Below are 18,387 nucleotides of genomic sequence, written 5' to 3' on the forward strand. Positions count from 1 at the left end.
AAATACTGTCAGCCAAGTTTGCATTGCGAGGCTATTGGAGTGAGATGATCGATGTGCTGCGCCCGAGCTGCGGGGTTATGGAAAGGTCCCTGGGCCGACTCAGGAGCCGGGCCAGGGACCTTCTCTATTTGCGCTTCTTCTTCTCGCGGACGTGCACGGAGATCTGGATGGGAGTGCCCTCGAAACCGAACTCTTCGCGCAGACAGCGTTCCAGATAGCGGCGGTAGCCGTGCTCAAGGAAGCCGGTGGCGAAGATCACGAAACGCGGCGGTCTGGTGGAGGCCTGGGTGGCGAAGAGGATCCTCGGCTGCTTGCCGCCCCGCAGAGGATGCGGGTGTGCAGCCTGAACCTTGCCCAGGAAGGAGTTGAGCTTGCCGGTCGGTATGCGCTTGTCCCATGATTCCAGAGCGGTGCGCATGGCTCTGGCCAACCGGTTGGTGTGCCAGCCGGTCTTGGCGGACAGGTTGACCCGCTCAGCCCAGGTGACCCGGTCGAACTCGGTCTTCCAGAGCCGCTCAAGACGCTGACGGCCAAAGTCGTCCAGCAGATCCCACTTGTTGAAGACCAGGACGATGGCCCTGCCCGCATCAACGGCCTGGCTCATGACCTTCAAGTCCTGGTCGGCGATGGGTTGGGAGGCATCGAAGAGGATCAGCGCCAGCTCCGAGCGTTCGATGGCCGCCTGGGTGCGCAGGCTGGAGTAGTACTCGGCACCCGAAATTTTGTGCAGGCGACGCTTGATGCCGGCGGTGTCGATGAAGAGCCAGTCCTCGCCGTCCACCTGGACCACCTCGTCGACCGGGTCGCGGGTGGTGCCGGCCACATCGTGGACCACGGCGCGCTCCTCGTGGGCCAGCTGGTTGAGCAGGGAGGATTTGCCCACGTTGGGCCGGCCGACCAGGGCCACCCGTCGCAGACCCTCCGGGGTGAGGAATCCCGAGGTCTTCTCGGCCTTGCTGAGCTGTTCCAGAGCGGCGTCCAGCAGGTCGCCTATGCCACGCCCATGCATTGCGGAAATGGCATAGGGTTCTCCCAGGCCCAGCTTCCAGAATTCGGAGGCGGTGTAGTCGGCCATCCGGTCATCCAGCTTGTTGACGGCCAGGACGACCGGCTTACCGGCGGCCCGCAGCATGGTGACGATCCGCTCGTCGCTGGCGGTCAGCCCCACCTGGCCATCCACGACCAGAATGACGGCATCCGCCAGGGATACGGCGACCTGCGCCTGGGAGGCGATGGCGGATTCGATGCCCTCCACATCGCTCTCCCAGCCGCCGGTGTCCACCAGCTTGAACTGGGTGCCGGCCCACTCGGCCTCGTAGCTGACCCGATCCCGGGTCACGCCGGGGGTGTCTTCGACCACGGCTGCACGACGGCCGAGAATCCTGTTGACCAGGGTGGACTTGCCCACGTTGGGTCTTCCCACCACGGCCAGCACGCCTACGGCCTTGGGGCCCTGGTCCCGGTCATCCTGGTTTTCGGAGCCGCCCTCCAGCAGAGCACGGTCCTCCTCGTCCAGCTCATAGTCGTCCAGGTTGCGGGCGTACTCGTCGTAGGAGTCCTCCTCCATAGCTGTGGAGACCAGATCGATCAGGACCTGCAGGGTCTGATCGAAGGTCAGATCGGAGTTGTCCACGGTGGTCACCCCGTCAGCGGCGCTCATGAAGGAGGTGACCTTGGAATCCCGGGCATCCCGGGCAGCCAGATCCTCGGCGCCAGCCGACCCTGAGTGTGCCTGGCCGCTTCGGCGAGCCTGACGGACCTCCTCACGGGCTGTCAACAGCACACGTACCTGGGCATCCGGGGCCACTACCGTGGTGATGTCCCGTCCTTCGGCCACCACACCGCGCTCCTGGTCGGCTATGATGGCCCGCTGGGCGGCGATGAGGACATGGCGCACGGCTGGAATTGAAGAGACCACGGAGACGTGTTCGGAGACCCTGGTGGAGCGTATCGCTTCATCCACGTCACGGTCGTCCAGGCTGACTCTGGGATGTTCGGGGTCCAGTCCCATGATCAGGTGGCCGCCGGTGATGGAATCGGCCACGGCCTCGGTGATCGCCTCCTGGTCGGGCTGGTCCGCGTCCAGGTCCAGCCCGCGGTCCATGCACCAGAGGGTGACCGCCCGGTACATGGCGCCCGTGTCCAGGTAGGCCAGGCCGAAATGTTTGGCCAGGGCCCGCGAGGTGGAGGACTTGCCCACGCCTGCCGGGCCATCGATGGCGACGGTGATCACAGTCCGACCTCCTTATCCAGGGCCTTGATCTCGGCGGCGGAGAGCACCCGGTAGGAGCCCGGACGGATCTCGCCCAGTCGGATGGGGCCGATCTGGGTGCGCACCAGCCGGTTCACCGGGTAGCCGATGGCACCGAAGATGCGCCGGACTATCCGGTTCTTGCCCGAATGCAGGACCACCTTGACGATGGTGTGCTCGCGGTTGTGGTCGATGATGGCGCAATGGTCCAACCGAATCAGGCCGTCGTCCAGCTCGACACCCTGGGTGACCAACCTCCGGCAGACGTTGCCGCCGATGTGACCACTGAGCGTGGCGATATAGGTCTTCTCCACCTCATAGCGCGGGTGCATGACGTGCTGGGCCAGCTCCCCGTCATCGGTCATGAGAATCAGGCCTTCGGAGTCGTAGTCCAGCCTGCCCATGTGGAAGACCCGCTCGTAGCGGTCCCCGATGATGTCGCGCAGGGTGAACCGGCCCTTGGGGTCGTCCATGGTCGAAAGAACCTTGCGGGGCTTGTTCAGGGCCAGCGTGACGTGTTTGTCGTTCAGATGGATGCGGGATCCATCCACGCGGATTTGCTGGTGGGAGGGGTCAACCCGGCTGCCCAAGGTGGTGACCAGCTCGCCGTCGACCTCGACCCTGCCCTGGGTGATGATCTGTTCGCATTTGCGACGAGAGCCGAATCCGGCCTGGGCCAGCACCTTCTGGAGGCGGATGCCTTCCTCCCCCTGTTCGCGCGCTCTGATCGCCTGTGTGTATGGATGTGGCATCGTTCTCCCAACGTGGCCTGATAGATATGTAACGGATGACGTTCTGGGCGACCGCAGCCGCCGAAAGGTCATATCATACTATATCGGAGCCTAGGGAAGTGTTGTTGGCTTGCTCTAAGCTGGAAACTGTTGTTGTTCATTGTCGTCGAAGGGATTGCAAGGTGGGGAACATGACTATGGAAGCAAGTGCTGAGCCGGTCCTCGAAAAGGCCGACGGGCAGGTTGCCGCAAAGCCCGTCCGCAGGCGGATCAGGGCCCGTGATGTTCGCTGGATTCGTGCGGCCGCAGAGCTGGCGGGCACCTTCCTGATCTGCGCGGTCATCTACCTGTCCTACAGCTTCGGCCAGCTGGTCATGGGCCAGCCAAGCGTGGTGCTGCCGGTTCTGGGAACCGCCCTGACCTACCTGGTCGTGACGGCCATGCTGGGTGGCGTCTCCGGTGGACACTTCAACCCCGCCGTGACCGTGGCCGCCATGTTCACCTCACAGATCAGCATGGTGGATGGGCTGATCTACATCGTCGCCCAGGTGATCGGCGCTATTGGCGCTGGCGCACTCGCCGTCGCCCTTGTTCCGGTCAGCAAGTCCGTGCCGGACAGGACCTGGCTCATGTTCTCGGTCAACGGTTTTGCCGGTGGCTCGCCCGCTGCAGCCACCCTGGGCCAGCAGCACATCGCCTTCGGGGCGCCCATGGCCATCGTGGTTGAGCTGATCGGCTGCATGATCGTGGTGGCTGCAGCCATCACCACCCTGCGTTCCGACGGCCGCGCCCGTCGCAACCATGCACTCTATACCGGGCTGGCCTATGGCGTCGGCGTGCTGGTCACTTACCCCATCACCTGCTCGGGACTGAACCCGGCTCGCTCAACGGGCATCGCCATCTTCGCCCAGTCCAAGCACATGGCCGTCAGCCCGATCTCACAGCTCTGGCTCTTCTGGATCTGCCCCCTGCTGGCTGCATCCCTGGTGGCCCTGGTCATCATCGTGACCAGCATCATCACCGACAACATGGCCATGCGCGCCATGGGCGCTGCTACTGATGCGCAGCTAGTTGTACAAATGGATGCAGATGCTCAGGCACAAGCACAAGCTGATGCTTTTGCCCCCGGTGCCCAGGCTCAGGCGGGCCCGGATGCTCAGGCTGAAGCCTTTGCTCCTGCCGGTGCCCAGGCTCAGGATCAATCGGCCCAGGCATCTCCTGCTCCGGTTCAAACCCCTGTTGCTGATACAACTGACACGGTCGCCCCTGCAGACAACAATGCTCAGACCGTCGATGTATCGTCTCTATCCGATTCCGATGCAGGTCAGAATACTGATGCTGGAGAGGACACTGTTGCCCCTGCTGAGGCAGGAACCATTCCTGATCTGCAGATCGAGCCCCTTCACACCACTTCCGAAGACGAAGACGGTGACACTCAATCCGAAGACAAGCCTACTGAAGACTGAACTACCAAGGATCGAAAGCCCGGAAGGGGGTCACAGTCACAGCAACAGCTGAATGCTGAAGTAGGTGACCAGGAGGCCGATGCTCAGGGCGATGCTGATGAAGGCGTCGAAGGGCACCGACCGCACCTTCCAGGGGCTGCGATCCTTGAGAATCAGCCGCAGGGCGCCGCAAACAAGGGCCGCGATGGACACCAGTCCAGTCGCGGCCCATGTGTATCCACAGAAGGCCACGAGCGCGGCGACCAGCACCACCGTAAAAATGATCCCCTCGCATACAGGACGGCCTTCCTGGGCCTCAGAGACGAAGGGATGACCCCGGCCTGATGTCTTGGGCGGCTGCGGGGGCTTGAGGTCCGGGTTCTCGGCCTTATCTGCGTCTGTCATGCTCACCTGCCTCTGCACTTGCTCTGCAGGTTCGAGCCTACCAGCGCTGCAGACGCAAAGCGACCGTACCGCCATCGCCCTTGGACGATGATGGCACGGTCACTGTTCCAACAAGGAGCCAGAGCTGTCCGATCAGTTCTTGTGCTGGAAGATCAGATGCTCGTTGGCGAAGGTGTCGAAGCCCAGGCTGTAGAGCTCGCGGCCATAGCCGGAGTTCTTGATGCCTCCGAAGGGCAGCTCGGGCATAGTCACCCAACCGCCGTTGATGAAGGTCATGCCGGTCTCGATGCGACGGGCCAGGGCATCCGCATGCTCGGTATCCGAGGAGAAGACCACACCGCCCAGGCCGTAGCTGGAGTCGTTGGCCAGCTCGATGGCCTCATCCTCGTTGGCCACCTTGTAAATGGAGGCCACGGGGCCGAACATCTCCTGGTTGTAGACAGGGTTGTCACGGTCGATGTCCGTCAGAACCGTCGGGGTGAAGAAGGCCCCCGGCGAATCGTAGGGCTTGTTGCCGTAGACGACCTTGGCTCCACCGGCCACGGCCTTTTCGACCTGCTTGGCCAGGTTGTCGCGGGCGGAGACCATGCACATGGGGGCCAGCGTGGTTTCGGGGTTGCTGGGATCGCCAAGAACCGCGTGCGAGAAGGCGTCGACGATGAGCGAGACGAAGTCGTCGTAGCGGTTCTCCGTGACGATGAAGCGCTTGGAGGAGGTGCAGACCTGGCCGGCGTTGGTCAGCCTGGCGCCTGGGGCCACTTTCTTGAGCAGATCCCAGTCAGCGTCATCCAGGACGATGAAGACGTCGTTGCCGCCCAGCTCCATGGAGGACTTCTTCAGGTTGGCTCCAGCCGACTTGGCCACGGAGGCGCCGCCGCGCTCCGACCCGGTCAGGGCCACGCCAGAGACGCGGGGATCGGCGATGGCACGGTCCACCTGGTCATAGTTGACGAAGAGGTTGGTCAGGCTGCCCTCGGGGGCTCCTGCTTCCTTCACGGTCTGTTCGAAGGCCACAGCCGAACCCGGCACGTTGGAGGCGTGCTTGAGGATCATGGGGTTGCCCAGAATGAAGTTGGGGGCGAACACGCGCATGATCTGGTAGTAGGGGAAGTTCCAAGGCTCAACCATGAACACGATACCGGTGGCCTGCTTGACGTAGTAGGCCTTGCCGGCGGGGTTGTCCAGGGGGACGGGAGCCAGCAGCTCTTCGGCGTGGTCGGCGAAGTAGTCGGCGATGTCTGCGCACAGCTCCACCTCGGCGCGGGCCTCGCCCACCAGCTTGCCCATGTCCAAGGTCAGGTTGGCTGCCAGGGTGTCCTCGTTCTGACGGAAGAGCTTGGCGACCTGACGCAGCTGTGCGGGACGGTCACCAGGGCCCTCCTGCTTGCGCCAGGTCTTGTAGAGATCATGACCGCGGGCCAGGGCATTCTCCAGGTCCTCGTCGGTGGCATCGGGGTAGGTTTTGACAAGTTCATTATTAAAGGGATTGACAGTCTGATAGGTCACAATATCTCCTTCGAATGATTGATAACCAGTCAGCATCTTCGCTGGTCAGTTCATTCAGCATATCACCGCATTGGACCCCGCGGTCAAGGAATTTGTCGCAGGGCGACATTCGACCGCGGGGTCCGGTTTCATCAGTGGAAGAAGTGGCGGGTTCCGGTCAGATACATGGTCAAATCAGCGTCCTGGGCGGCCTTGATCACCTCGGGATCACGGATGGATCCTCCCGGCTGCACCACTGCCCTGATGCCGGCCTGGATCAGATACTCCAGACCGTCTGCGAAGGGGAAGAAGGCGTCGGATGCGGCCACCGAGCCCTTGGCGCGGTTGCGGCCCTCGTCCAGGGTGTTGGCCCGCTCCACGGCCAAATGGCTGGAGTCCACCCTGTTGACCTGGCCCATGCCGATGCCCACAGTGGCTCCCTGGTTGGCCAGGAGCACGGCGTTGGACTTGACCGAGCGGATGGCCCGCCAGGCGAAGGTCAGATCATCCATGGTCGCCTGGTCGGCAGGGTTGCCGGAGACCAGACGCCAGGTGGAGGGATTGTCTCCCGGGGCGTCGATCAGGTCGGACGTCTGCACCAGGGCTCCCCCGTCGATTTGACGAATGACCGGACGCTGACGCGGGCGGCGTTGCACAGACAGGATGCGCAGGTTCTTCTTGGTCCGCAGCAGATCCAGGGCCTCGGGCTCATAGCCCGGCGCCACGATCACCTCGGTGAAGACCGGCTTGATCTGTTGGGCCATGGCCAGGGTGACCGTGCGGTTGGCGGCGATGACCCCGCCATAGGCGCTCATGGGGTCGCAGGCGTGGGCGCGGCGGTGGGCCTGGGCGATGTCCTCCCCCACAGCCAGACCGCAGGGGTTGGAGTGCTTGACCACGGCCACTGCGGGCAGGTCGGGGAAATCCCAGACCGAGCGCCAGGCGGAGTCAGCGTCCACATAGTTGTTGTAGCTCATTTCCTTGGCCCCGTCCAGGTGCTCTGCCGCGGCGAAGCCGTCCCGGTCCAGCGGGTCCAGGTAGAGGGCGGCCTCCTGGTGGGGGTTCTCGCCGTAGCGCAGCTGGTTGGCCAGACGCCAGGTGCGAGTCAGTGCCGGGGCCGATTGCTGATCTTCGGTCTTGTCATGCTTGTCGTCGACCCATGTGCGTGCAGTCCACTCGGCGATGGCCGCGTCGTAGGAGGCGGTCAGGGCGAAGGCTTTGGCAGCCAGGCGTCCGCGCTCGGGTAGGCTGAACCCGGTGCCGGAGGCGATGCGCTCGGCGGCTAGGGCATAGTCTTCCGGGTCGGTGATGACAGCCACGCTGGCATGGTTCTTGGCGGCGGCCCGGATCATGGCAGGGCCGCCAATGTCGATGCGCTCCAGGCACTGGTCTGCGTCGGCGCCCTCAAGGACGGTCTGCTCGAAGGGGTAGAGGTTGACCACCACCAGGTCGAAGGGGGCAATGCCCAAGTCTTTGAGTTGCTGGACATGGTCGGGGTTGGTCATGTCGGCCAACAGCCCGGCGTGGATGTGCGGATCCAGGGTTTTGACCCGGCCGTCAAGGCTCTCGGGAAAACCGGTGACCTTTTCCACCGGGGTGACCTGGACGCCCAAATCCTGCAGCTTCTTTGCGGTGCTGCCGGTGGAGACGACCTCGGTGCCTGCCTGGCGGAAGGCCGATGCCAGGGATTCGAGGCCCTGCTTGTGGTAGACCGAGACCAGCGCCCGGTTGATGGTTCGATTCGTGGTGACCATGGAAACTCCTACTCCTATGCTTGATTGCCGAGGCGCCCAGCCACCTTCGGACCTACTTGCCTGGTCTGCGGGTGGACGAGACCTGTCGTGGTGTGTCTGCTCGGTCGGTTGCCTTGGGCTCCTTTCCCTCCTGACCGCGTGATTGGTTGTGTTTTTTCTTGTTTTCCGCTTTGGCGGAAGTCTTTTTGTCTCCTGCCTGGCGCAGATAGACGACCAGGGCATCCTTGATGATGACCAGTGCGGCGATGATGAGGGCCAGTAACCATACGCCCAGCAGGCCGACCCCCAGGGAGGTCCCGATCATGCGCAGGGAGGAGGCTATGGGCACGCCCACCCCGGCCAGTCGCTGGCGGCCCAAGGCCCCGTTGGAGAGTTGGAAAAGCAGGGCAAGGCCGAGCAGGGTGACCAGCCAGGCCAGGGCCATGGCCAGGGTTGCCATCAGGAAGCAGACTGCCGTATCCCGGGACTTCAGCCCTGCTTGGCGCACGGCAGCGTGAATTCTGACCCCCCATGGCCCGGTCAGCAAGAGAATGCCGGCAACCACGCCGGCCAGCAGAGGCAGGTTGAGCAGGAGCATACGAACCCGCTGCCGGGAGACCGGCTCTGGGAAAAGCCCGAAGAGAGGCAGCGAGGGCAGACTGGAGGCATGGCCTGACCAGAGGGTGAAGGTCGCCAGCCCGCCGATGTTGAAACCGTTTCCGAAGAGCCAGGAGGCGGCCCATATGATCAGATTGGGCAGCCAGGCAAGGGACGCCAGGCTGGTCGTCACAGCCGAGGCGGTGCCCATACGTGTCAGTTTGAACAGGCGGCCCACGTCTCCGTGATAGAGAGCGATCCAGACAATCAGGGCGATCAGGCCGGCGGCCAGCATGGCGGCCAGGAGGATCAAGCCGGCCGTGAGGCCAAGCCGGATGGTCCTGCGGACCTGGACCGGCAGAGCCTGTTTGATCCGCTTGCTGAAAGCCTGGCGGAAAGGTTCGGAGCGGATACAGGCCCAGCCGTAACCCAATAGAAAGACCAGGCTGGTCCGCAGAAGAATGACCGGGGTGGTGTCGACCTGCATGGTCTGGCTGCCCTGCATGAGAATCAGGTTGCACAGCACCCAGACGACCAGGCCGGCAATGCAGCCGCCGACGGACACACCCATGCGGCCGACCAGGGTGCGGATCACCCAAATCAGCAGGCCGGTCAGCAGTAAGGGGATGATGGTCAGGGTCAGGGCCCCGGCTGTAAACCCGCAGCCTTGGGTGAGCAGGGTGATGGTTTCCGTCAGGGCCACAGTGGCCATGGACAGTGATGGCCCACCCTCCTCGATGGAAATGATGAGCAGGAGCAGGGCCATGCAGGCGCCTAGGGCGACAGTGTAGATAAGCATGGCTAGGAAGGCCTCTAGGGCCCCCCGGAGCCATACCTTCACCCTGTCGGTCATATGATGGCATGCTCCCGCAGCAGGTCGCGGGTCAACCTGGCCGTCTCACCGGGTGTGGTGCCCACCTTGATGCCGACGGACTCGAGCACTTCCTTCTTGTCTGCCGCCGTGCCCTTGCCCCCCGAGATGATGGCTCCGGCGTGGCCCATCTGCTTGCCCTCGGGTGCGGTGAAGCCGGCGATGTAGGCCACGATGGGCTTGGTCATGTGGGTGGAGGCCCAGTGTGCGGCCTCCTGTTCAGCCGAGCCGCCGATCTCGCCGATCATGACGCAGGCCTTGGTTTCAGGATCGCGGTTGAAGGCCTGCAGAGCCTCCAGCATGGTGGTGCCCACAATGGGGTCTCCGCCGATGCCCAGGCAGGCGGTGAAGCCGATGGAGGACAACTCCCCCATGAGCTGGTAGGTCAGGGTGCCGGACTTGGAGACCAGGCCAAGCGGACCGCGACCGGCGATGCCCTGGGGGATGATGCCCAGATCCACGCCGACGCCGTTGGGCCGGTCGGACATGGTCATCAGTCCCGGGCAGTTGGGGCCTACGATGCGGCAGCCGCGTTCCCTGGCCAGGGCTACGCAGTATGCGGTATCGGCCACGGGAATGCCTTCGGTGATGACCACGATCAGGGTGACGCCGGCCTCGATGGCTTCGACCATGGCATCCTTGGCGAATCTGGGCGGCACGAAGACCACGGAGGTGCGGGCTCCGGTCGCCTGACGGGCTGCTGCGCAATCGGCGTATACGGGCACATGACGGACCTGGCCGTCCGGACCGTCGAAGTCTACCGTCATTCCGGCCTTGCGGGCATTGACCCCGGCCAGGATGTTGGTGCCTGCCGCCATCATGCGGGCCGTGTGGACCATGCCCTGGTGACCGGTCATGCCCTGGACCATGACGGGGGCGCCGTCTTCAACGAAGAGGGTCATCGTCCCGTCTCCTTTCCTGCATGAGCGGCCAGAGCCACAGCCTGGTCTGCCGCCTCCTCCATGGTGCGGGCCACCTTGAGCCGAGGCTGTCGGGCCCTGGCCAGCAGGTCCAGTCCCTCGGCAGCCTCATTGCCGTCGAAGCGGACCACGATGGGCTGGTCGTCGTTCTGATCCTGCTCGCCCGCAGCGCTCACGGCGGCCAGGATGCCCTGGGCCACCTGCTGACAGGAGGTGATGCCCCCGTAGACGTTGACCATGACCGAACGGACCTTGGGGTCGGAGAGGACCACGTCCAGGCTGGTGCGCATGACCTCGGGCGAGGCTCCGCCGCCGATGTCAAGGAAGTTGGCGGGTCCAACAGGAACGCCCTGCCTGCGTCCCGATCCGGCGACCGCATCCAAGGAGCTCATGACCAGACCTGCGCCGTTGCCGATGACGCCCACCTGGCCGTCCAGATGGACGTAGTGCAGGCCTGCGGCCTTGGCTTTGGCTTCCAGTGGGTCGACCTGCCCCGGGTCTGCGAACCTCTTCCAGCCGTCGTGCCGGAAGGCTGCGTTCCCGTCCAGGGAGATCTTGGCATCGAGGGCATCCAGATGCTTGGTGGCCTCGTCGTCCGGGTCGCCCACCTTGGCCAGAGGGTTGATCTCGACCAGGGTTGCATCGCTGTCCTGGAAGGTGTGCCACATACCCAGGAGTATCTGCGCAGCCTGCTCCAGATCAGCGTGGTAGAAGCCGATGCGCTCGGCCATTGTGCGGGCGGCCTGCCTGTCGAAATCCTCCAGGGGGCCGATGTGCAGGCGCCGGACTGATTCGGGGTGCTCACGGGCGATGGTCTCCACCTCTGTGCCGCCGCTGGCCGTGGCCAGGACATCGTAGTCCCGGGAGGTGCGGTCCACCGAGATGGACAGGTAATACTCGTGCAGGATGTTGCGGGCTTCCGTGACCAGAATCCCGCTGACCGGATGGCCACCGATGTTCATGGGCAGGATGGCCTGGGCCAAAGCCACGGCCTGATCGTGATTCTCGGCTCGCTTGACGGCTCCTGCCTGTCCCCTGTGGCCGATGGTGGCCTGGCCCTTGATCATGCAGGGGTAACCGATGACGTCGGCTGCCTGACCGGCCTCTTCTGCGGTTGAGGCATAGACGGCCCTTGGCTGGGAGATGCCATGTTCGGCGAGCAGCTGCCTGGCCTGGTATTCGTACAAATCCATGGTGAAGGTCCCCCAATCGAGCTCAGGCGGGCATGTTCATCAGGCAGGTGACCGGGTAGTCGCCCAGGGCCTTGCGGCCGTCCAGACCGTTGAGTTCCATGACGAAGCTGAAACCAGCCACCCGGCCTCCAGCCTGCTCCACCAGATGTGCAGCAGCCTGTGCGGAACCGCCGGTGGCGATCAGGTCGTCGACAATCAGGACTCGCTGGCCGCGGCTCAGGGAGCCCTGCTCGATTTCGATTCGGGCGTTGCCGTATTCGAGGGCGTATTCCTGGCTGTAGGTGGGCTCAGGGAGCTTGCCGGCCTTGCGCATGGGCAGGAAGCCCTTGCCAAGGTCGCAGGCCAGCTGGGGGCCGATCAGAAAGCCGCGTGCCTCAAGCCCGGCCACCAGGTCGAAGTCCTCTGGCTTGACGGGCAGGGTGCGCTTCATGGCGTCGAGGATGATGGCCAATCCCCTGGGATCCGACATGGCCGGGATGAAGTCCCTGAAAAGGATCCCCTTCTTGGGAAAGTCCGGAATGGTACGGATCAATGAGATCAGATAAGCGGCGTCATCATCGCCCACCTGCTTAAGTTCTCCAACCTTGATATCGTCCGATTGAGCCATGATCTTCTTTCTGTTTTGCTCCTTGGAAGTGGTTGCCGGGGCCATCATACGCGCGCCGCGTTTCCGTTCAGAGTCAGCCCGACGGAAGGTGTGGCGCGCGTATAAGTTTCAGGACTTGGCAGAAGTCGAATCCGAAGCCTCGGATTCTTTGGATTCGTCGGAATCCTTGGACGCATCCGAGTCGGCGGAGTCTTCGGAGTTCTCCGCATCCTTGGCCTTGTCCGACTTGGATTCAGCATCATCCTTGCCCTCTGAGGCGGCAAAGTTCTGTGTGGCGGTATCGTCAGCGGCGGTTTCTTCGCCATCGGCATTGTCATCGTCTTCGGCGGCGGCGACCTCGGCGGGGGCATCCGCCTCCTCGGGCAGGGGGTTGCCGTTTTCGTCGACCTCGTCATCGTGGACGTAGGCCGGGACGATGGGCGGCTGGGTAATGGCCTGGATGCGCCAGCGTGACTGCGAACCCTCGGAGTCGATGACCACCTGTTCCTTCTCCAGGTCAACGGAGACGACCTTGCCCAGAAGGCCCGTGGTGGTGGCTACCTCGTCACCGGGCTGCAGGGACTGGCGGAAGTCCTGGACGGCGGCCTGCTGTTGCTTGCTCTTGCGGGAGCTTCCCCACATCATGGCGATCATCAGGGCGATGATGACGATCATGAAAATCATGGATCCCATGGCTGTTTCCACTCCTTGTTTCGGCGGGTATCAAACGGCGATATGCATTGCTGCGAAGACCCCAGTCTAGAACAGCTTCATGACATCCTCGGGCGGTTTGCGGCCCAGGTGCTCCCAGGCCTTGGAGGTGGCCACACGCCCCTTTGGGGTGCGTACCAGGAAGCCCTCACGCACCAGGTAGGGCTCACAGACCGTCTCCACGGTCTCGGCCTCCTCGCCTACCATGGCGGCCAGGTTGTTCAGGCCCACGGGTCCGCCGTCGAAACTGTTGACGATGGCCTTGAGGACGGCCAGATCCAGACGGTCCAGCCCCTCGGAGTCGATCTGGTAGAGGGACAGGGCCTGCTTGACGTCATCAGGGCCGACCTGGTCAAGATCGTGGACTATGGCCCAGTCGCGCACACGGCGCAGCAGGCGGTTGGCGATCCTGGGCGTGCCTCGGGAGCGCAGGGCCAGCTGATGGGCGGCATCATCCTGCAAGACGATGCCCAGGACCTTGGCCGACCGCTCGACCAGCTTCTCCAGCTCCTCCTCCGGGTAGAAGTCCAGATGGGCGGTGAAGCCGAAACGGGCCCTCAGGGGCGAGGGCAGCATGCCTTCACGGGTGGTGGCGCCGATGACCGTGAACCTGGGCAGGGTCAGCGGAATGGAGGATGCTCCGGGACCCTTGCCCACCATGACATCCACGCGGAAGTCCTCCATGGCGATGTAGAGCAGCTCTTCGGCGGCCCTGGGCAGGCGGTGGATCTCGTCGATGAAGAGCACCTCGCCGGCCTCCAGGGAGCTCAGGATGGAGGCCAGGTCGCCGGCATGCTGGACAGCCGGCCCCGAGGTGACACGGATGGGCACCTCCAACTCGTGGGCGACGATCATGGCCAGGGTGGTCTTGCCCAGGCCTGGAGGGCCTGCCAGAAGGATGTGATCCGGGGCCACATCCCGCTTTTTGGCGGCCTTCAGGAAGAGGCCCAGCTGGGCTTTGAGCCGGGGCTGTCCGATGAATCCGTCCAGGGTTTCCGGCCGCAGCTCCTCGTCGCTTACCGGCTCGCCTTCGATGGGCCGGGCCGAGACCATCCGCAGGGATTCCTCCTGGGCGTCGCCATTCTGGGAGTCGATGTACCCCGTGGACATCTGCTTGTCAGCCATGGGTCAGCGCCCCCTGTCCAGCCGGGTCAGGGCCTGCTTGAGGACCTTGGGAATGTCGGCCGACTGAAGGGGCAGGGAGTAGCCGCCCTCTCTGCAGGTCTGCTCCACGGCCTGCTCGGCATCACGTTGCATCCAACCCAGGGAGATCAGCCCCTCCACCACCTGATGGGCGCCATCATCGGTCTGGGCGGGTCCCTGCCTGCCTGTGCCGGCATCCAGATCCAGCTTGCCGGAGAGTTCGAGGATGATCTTCTGAGCGCCCTTTTTGCCCAGGCCAGGCGCCCGGGACAGGGCCGCAGCATCGCCGTCGGCCACGGCCTGGGCCAGCTGGTCCGAGTTCAGAGTGGCGAGGATGGAAAGGGCCACGCGGGGCCCGATGCCGCTGACCTTCTGCAGCTGGGCGAAGAGGGATTTGGAGGTGCGGCTGAGGAATCCGTAGAGGGTCAGTGCGTCCTGGGTCAGGGAAAGGGCGGTGTAGACGGTGACCGTGGACTCGGCCCGCATGGAGGCCAGGTCCGACTGGGGCATGCGCACCTCGAAACCCACTCCCGAAACATCGATGACGGCGGAGCCCGTTTCGATGGCGGCCACCCGCCCGGTCAGCATTGCCAGCACTTGATCACCCCTCGATGGAACCGAACGTCTGTTCGAATCAGCTTACATGTCTCGCTGGACTCCCCGATGCTTGCCGTACTTGGCGGAGGCCTGTGCCCACTGGCGTTGGGCCTGGGTCAGATGCTCCTCGCGTTCCCCGCCCTGGATGGCCCCGGCAGGCCGTAGGGCATGGCAGATGGCCTGGGCAAGAGCATCGGCGGCATCGGCGGGCTTGGGCAGCTGGTTGAGCCCGAGAATGCGGGCCACCATCCGCTGCACCTGGATCTTGTCGGCCTGGCCGTTGCCGGTCACGGCCATCTTGGCCTCGGTAGGGGTATGCAGGGCCACGGGAATCCCACGCTGCGCCGCCCCCAGCATGGCCAGCCCGGCCGCCTGGGCGGTTCCCAACACGGTGTTGTGGTTGGACTGGGCAAAGACCCGCTCGATGGAAACCACGTCGGGGCTGAAACGGTCCAGGGCGGCCGTCAGCCCCTGGTAGATGGTCAGCAGCCGCAGGTCCTGGCTCTGTTCGGGGTCCGAGCGCACGACGTCCACATGAACAAAGGAAAGCCGGCGCGATGCACCGGCTTCAATGACGCCAACGCCGCATCGGGTGAGCCCCGGGTCGACGCCGAGAACGATCATAGGGTCACTCGTCGTCCAACTGGGCCATGACCTCGTCGGGGGCGGTCCAGTTGCTGTAGATCTCCTGCACATCGTCCAGGTCGTCCAGGTTGTCGATCAGCTTGGAGACCTTGCGGGCGGAGTCCAGGTCCAGGGTGACCTCGCTCTTGGGGTTGAGGACCAGGTCGGCGGAGTCGTAGTCCATGCCCGCATCCTGCAGGGCCTTGCGGACGTTGACCATGTCGCCGGGGGCAGTCAGCACGGTGTAGCTCTCGCCGTTGTCCTGCACATCCTCGGCACCGGCCTCGGCGGCCTTTTCGAAGACCGTATCGTAGTCCAGACCCTCCGAGGGGACGATGATCTGGCCCTTGCGCTCGAAGTTGAAGCTGACCGACCCGTTCTGGGCCAGGGAGCCGCCGCCCTTGGTCAGGGTGGAACGGACCTCGGCGGCCGCGCGGTTGCGGTTGTCGGTCAGGCATTCGATGATGATGCCCACGCCGGCGGGAGCATAGCCCTCGTAGACGATGCTCTCGTAGTTGGCCGCTCCGGCCTCCTCGCCCGAGCCGCGCTTGACGGCCCTGGTGATGTTGTCTGCGGGCACGGAGGACTTCTTGGCCTTGACGATGGCGTCGTAGAGGGTGGGGTTGCCGTCGGGGTCACCGCCGCCGGTGCGGGCAGCGATCTCGATGTTCTTGATCAGCTTGGCGAAGAGCTTGCCACGCTTGGCGTCGATGGCTGCTTTCTTGTGCTTGGTGGTCGCCCACTTCGAATGCCCTGACATATGTCTCCTGACGGTACGAATGCGTAAACGAATGGAATTCTAGTTCCGCTCTTCGACAATTTTACGGGTTTTCAGGCCCTTCCGTGGGGGCTTCATCGTAAGGAGAACCAGCCCGGCGGCCCACCAGCCTGCCCAGCAGGCCACGGCGATGGTCGGGGCGGGCCGCCAGGGCACGGGCATAGACATCCAGAACCTGGTCGGTGACCCGCTCCCAGTCGTAGTCGCTGGCCCGGCGCATTCCGCACGAGGCCAGTTCCAGGCGCGTGGGTCGGTCGTCCAGCAGTTCAAGGACCGACCTGGCGCAGTCCTGGGGGTCTTCATTGGCGAACAGACGTGCGCTGTGGCCGTTCTGGGAGACATCCTTGAAGGCTGGCAGGTCCGAGGCCACCACCGGGCAGCCTGCCGCCATGGCTTCGACCAGCACGATGCCAAAGCTCTCTCCCCCGGTCTGCGGGGCCACATACAGGCCCAGGCTGTGGTAGAAGGAGGCCTTGTCCTCGTCGCTGATCCGGCCCAGGAAGGTGAAGTGCCGGGCCAGTCCGGGATCGACGGCTTCGAGCAACTCCCGCGCCTCCGTTTGGCCGTCACCGGCACAGAGGAAGCGGGCACCGGGCACGCGCCGAAGAATGGCGGGTGCGGCCTGGGCCAGAATCCTGAACCCCTTGCGCTCCTCCTTCATCCGGCCCAGGAATCCGATGGTGGGTTCCCGCTCGCTCCCCTGCCATTCCGGGCGCGGCCGGGCATTGCACAGGGCTCTGGTCTCGATGCCGTTGGGGATGATCTGGCTGGGTATGCCCGGCTCCAGCAGATTCTGGGCATTCTGCATGGCCGATGGGCTGACGAAGATGGCCTGGCTGATGTTGGCCAGGTATCGGCGCAGGTAGCGTCTGGTCAGCCTCAGGGCCAGCGGGGTCGAATCGAAGGCCGCATGGAAGGTGGCCACATAGGGGCAGGGAATGAATCCCGGCCGCAGGGGCTTGTGGCTCAGGGAGGGCACCTCGGGCTCGTGCAGGTGCAGGATGTCGAAGTGGCCCTGTCTGACCCACTGCCGGGTCTTGTGGCCGGCCACGCCGAAGTAGCTCAGGTTGGCCACGGATCCGTTGTAGGGAATGGAGAAGGAGGAGCCGGTGGTCTGCACCCAGAGGGGCATGTCCTGGGTGCGTCGGCCCGGGGCCAGAACCTGCACCTGGTGGCCGCGCTCCATAAGATGCCTGGCGAAGTCGCGGATGTGCAGTTGGACGCCGCCCGGGGTCTCGAAGGAGTAGGGCGAGATGATCCCCACCCGCAGAGGCGCCTTGATGGCGGCCCGCTCCGGCTCCCGCTCAGGCCTTTGTTCGGGTGCCTTCAAGCCCGTCACCTCCCTTGTTCTCGGATGCCTGGGCCAGGATGAAGTCCGGTAGGTCGTGCATCCGGGAAAGATCCAGATCCTCGAGGAAAATCGGCTGGAGCATGTGCCAGTCCTCGGGATGCTCGCGAATGCCCTGGGCCCACTGGTCCACCCAGGCCTGGGTCAGGTCGTTGATGGCCTGCTCCCGGGGCATGTCCAGGTAGGGCTCGATGGCGATGGGCCCGTCCACCTGGCAGACATAGCCGTAGGGGGCCTTGGCCTGCCGGCGGCGCTCCCCCGTCAGCTTTTCCCTGTGCATGTTCACGGTATACAGGGGCAGACGGGCATCCAAGGCGATGACGGCAGGACCTGCGGCCACGCGAATCCAGGAGTCGAAGGCCTTGACGAAGACGCCTCGGCGGCTCAGGTCGCGGTCGGCCAGCAGGGGCACCACCTGGTCAGGCTTCCGCAGCAGGGTCGTCAGACGGCCGGTGATGTCCGGCTCGCCGGTCAGCAGGATGTTCATGCCCAGGCGGCGACGGATGTCCGCAAAGGTGTTCAGCATGCCCTGGTCCCGCAGCCGCTCGGCCACCGTGGTGACCTGGCCGACCGTGGAGCAGGCCCAGAAGCCCGCGTAGTCCCAGTTGCCCTGGTGGCCCATGCCGATGGGCAGGGAGCGCAGGCCGATGTCGGTCCTGGCCGGATCCGGGTAGGCGCTGCCGCCGCCGTGTATGCGCGCCAGCAGCTGCTCCTTGGTGCGGGCGCCCACGGTCAGAGCCTCGACGAAGTAGACGAAGTAGGAGCGCATGCCCTGGCGTGAGGTGCGCCGCAGGCTGCGACGGTCGGCCTCCGGCATGACATGGGCCAGGTTGCGCTCCAGCTGTCTGACGCCGCCTATCCGGAATAGCCAACACAGGTCGGCCGCCGCCAGGAAGAGGCCGCGCAGCAGCCCCTCGGGCACCAGACGCGCGTGCTGCGCCAGAAAAATGAGCAGTCGGTCCGGCATAG

General features: G+C 64.4%; 17 protein-coding genes. 1 reads left to right on the forward strand and 16 read right to left on the reverse strand.

All coding sequences use genetic code 11. The features are described 5' to 3' along the window. Positions 1-124: 124 nt before the first annotated feature. The gene (gene der / locus H3S97_RS05240; RefSeq protein WP_198219869.1) at positions 125-2,233 is read right to left on the reverse strand and encodes a bifunctional cytidylate kinase/GTPase Der; all 2,109 of its coding nucleotides are present in this window, start codon (positions 2,231-2,233) and stop codon (positions 125-127) included. Next, positions 2,230-3,003: a pseudouridine synthase gene (locus tag H3S97_RS05245; protein WP_198219870.1), complete on the reverse strand. Its 774-nt coding sequence runs from the start codon at positions 3,001-3,003 to the stop codon at positions 2,230-2,232. Before H3S97_RS05245 ends, der begins: the two co-directional genes overlap by 4 nt. Before the next feature lie 170 nt (positions 3,004-3,173). Here H3S97_RS05245 and H3S97_RS05250 point away from each other — a divergent pair, with 170 nt between their 5' ends. Next, complete coding sequence (locus H3S97_RS05250) at positions 3,174-4,448, forward strand: MIP/aquaporin family protein (protein ID WP_198219871.1); 1,275 nt, start codon at positions 3,174-3,176, stop codon at positions 4,446-4,448. Between the two features lie 36 nt (positions 4,449-4,484). On the opposite strand, the gene H3S97_RS05255 is transcribed toward H3S97_RS05250, so the two are convergent. The 14 genes from H3S97_RS05255 to H3S97_RS05320 all read right to left on the reverse strand — a co-directional run bounded on the left by H3S97_RS05255 (position 4,485) and on the right by H3S97_RS05320 (position 18,385). After that, positions 4,485-4,832 (reverse strand): DUF3017 domain-containing protein, encoded by a 348-nt coding sequence (locus tag H3S97_RS05255; protein WP_232356288.1) that lies wholly within the window; start codon positions 4,830-4,832, stop codon positions 4,485-4,487. Positions 4,833-4,964: 132 nt separating this feature from the next. Further along, positions 4,965-6,338, reverse strand: a complete 1,374-nt coding sequence (locus H3S97_RS05260; RefSeq protein WP_198219872.1) for an NAD-dependent succinate-semialdehyde dehydrogenase — start codon at positions 6,336-6,338, stop codon at positions 4,965-4,967. A 131-nt stretch (positions 6,339-6,469) separates the two neighbouring features. Further along, complete coding sequence (gene purH / locus H3S97_RS05265; protein ID WP_198219873.1) at positions 6,470-8,071, reverse strand: bifunctional phosphoribosylaminoimidazolecarboxamide formyltransferase/IMP cyclohydrolase; 1,602 nt, start codon at positions 8,069-8,071, stop codon at positions 6,470-6,472. A gap of 52 nt (positions 8,072-8,123) precedes the next feature. Beyond that, positions 8,124-9,500 carry a cell division protein PerM gene (locus H3S97_RS05270; protein WP_198219874.1) on the reverse strand — a complete coding sequence of 459 codons (1,377 nt, stop codon included), beginning with the start codon at positions 9,498-9,500 and terminating at the stop codon, positions 8,124-8,126. After that, positions 9,497-10,420 (reverse strand): succinate--CoA ligase subunit alpha, encoded by a 924-nt coding sequence (sucD, locus tag H3S97_RS05275; protein ID WP_198219875.1) that lies wholly within the window; start codon positions 10,418-10,420, stop codon positions 9,497-9,499. Before sucD ends, H3S97_RS05270 begins: the two co-directional genes overlap by 4 nt. Continuing rightward, a complete protein-coding gene (gene sucC / locus H3S97_RS05280) occupies positions 10,417-11,631 on the reverse strand; it encodes an ADP-forming succinate--CoA ligase subunit beta (protein WP_198219876.1) in 1,215 nt (404 codons plus the stop codon). The genes sucD and sucC overlap by 4 nt, the downstream gene beginning before the upstream one ends. Before the next feature lie 22 nt (positions 11,632-11,653). Next, positions 11,654-12,238, reverse strand: a complete 585-nt coding sequence (locus H3S97_RS05285) for an adenine phosphoribosyltransferase (protein ID WP_198177795.1) — start codon at positions 12,236-12,238, stop codon at positions 11,654-11,656. Positions 12,239-12,346: 108 nt separating this feature from the next. Beyond that, complete coding sequence (locus H3S97_RS05290) at positions 12,347-12,910, reverse strand: preprotein translocase subunit YajC (protein WP_198219877.1); 564 nt, start codon at positions 12,908-12,910, stop codon at positions 12,347-12,349. Between the two features lie 66 nt (positions 12,911-12,976). After that, on the reverse strand, positions 12,977-14,053 hold the full coding sequence (gene ruvB, locus H3S97_RS05295) for a Holliday junction branch migration DNA helicase RuvB (RefSeq protein ID WP_232356290.1): 1,077 nt from the start codon (positions 14,051-14,053) through the stop codon (positions 12,977-12,979). A 3-nt stretch (positions 14,054-14,056) separates the two neighbouring features. Further along, entirely contained in the window at positions 14,057-14,668 is a 612-nt protein-coding gene (gene ruvA, locus H3S97_RS05300) for a Holliday junction branch migration protein RuvA (RefSeq protein WP_198219878.1), read from the reverse strand. Between the two features lie 42 nt (positions 14,669-14,710). Then, positions 14,711-15,292 (reverse strand): crossover junction endodeoxyribonuclease RuvC, encoded by a 582-nt coding sequence (gene ruvC / locus H3S97_RS05305; RefSeq protein ID WP_110412913.1) that lies wholly within the window; start codon positions 15,290-15,292, stop codon positions 14,711-14,713. 4 nt (positions 15,293-15,296) lie between these two features. Then, the gene (locus tag H3S97_RS05310; protein ID WP_045935369.1) at positions 15,297-16,052 is read right to left on the reverse strand and encodes a YebC/PmpR family DNA-binding transcriptional regulator; all 756 of its coding nucleotides are present in this window, start codon (positions 16,050-16,052) and stop codon (positions 15,297-15,299) included. Between the two features lie 61 nt (positions 16,053-16,113). Continuing rightward, complete coding sequence (locus H3S97_RS05315; RefSeq protein ID WP_198219879.1) at positions 16,114-17,400, reverse strand: glycosyltransferase family 4 protein; 1,287 nt, start codon at positions 17,398-17,400, stop codon at positions 16,114-16,116. After that, a complete protein-coding gene (locus H3S97_RS05320; RefSeq protein ID WP_198219880.1) occupies positions 17,375-18,385 on the reverse strand; it encodes a phosphatidylinositol mannoside acyltransferase in 1,011 nt (336 codons plus the stop codon). The genes H3S97_RS05315 and H3S97_RS05320 overlap by 26 nt, the downstream gene beginning before the upstream one ends. Positions 18,386-18,387 lie beyond the last annotated feature (2 nt).

Origin of the sequence: Bifidobacterium choladohabitans (assembly GCF_016102005.1) — a bacterium.
Classification (GTDB): Bacteria; Actinomycetota; Actinomycetes; order Actinomycetales; family Bifidobacteriaceae; genus Bombiscardovia; species Bombiscardovia choladohabitans.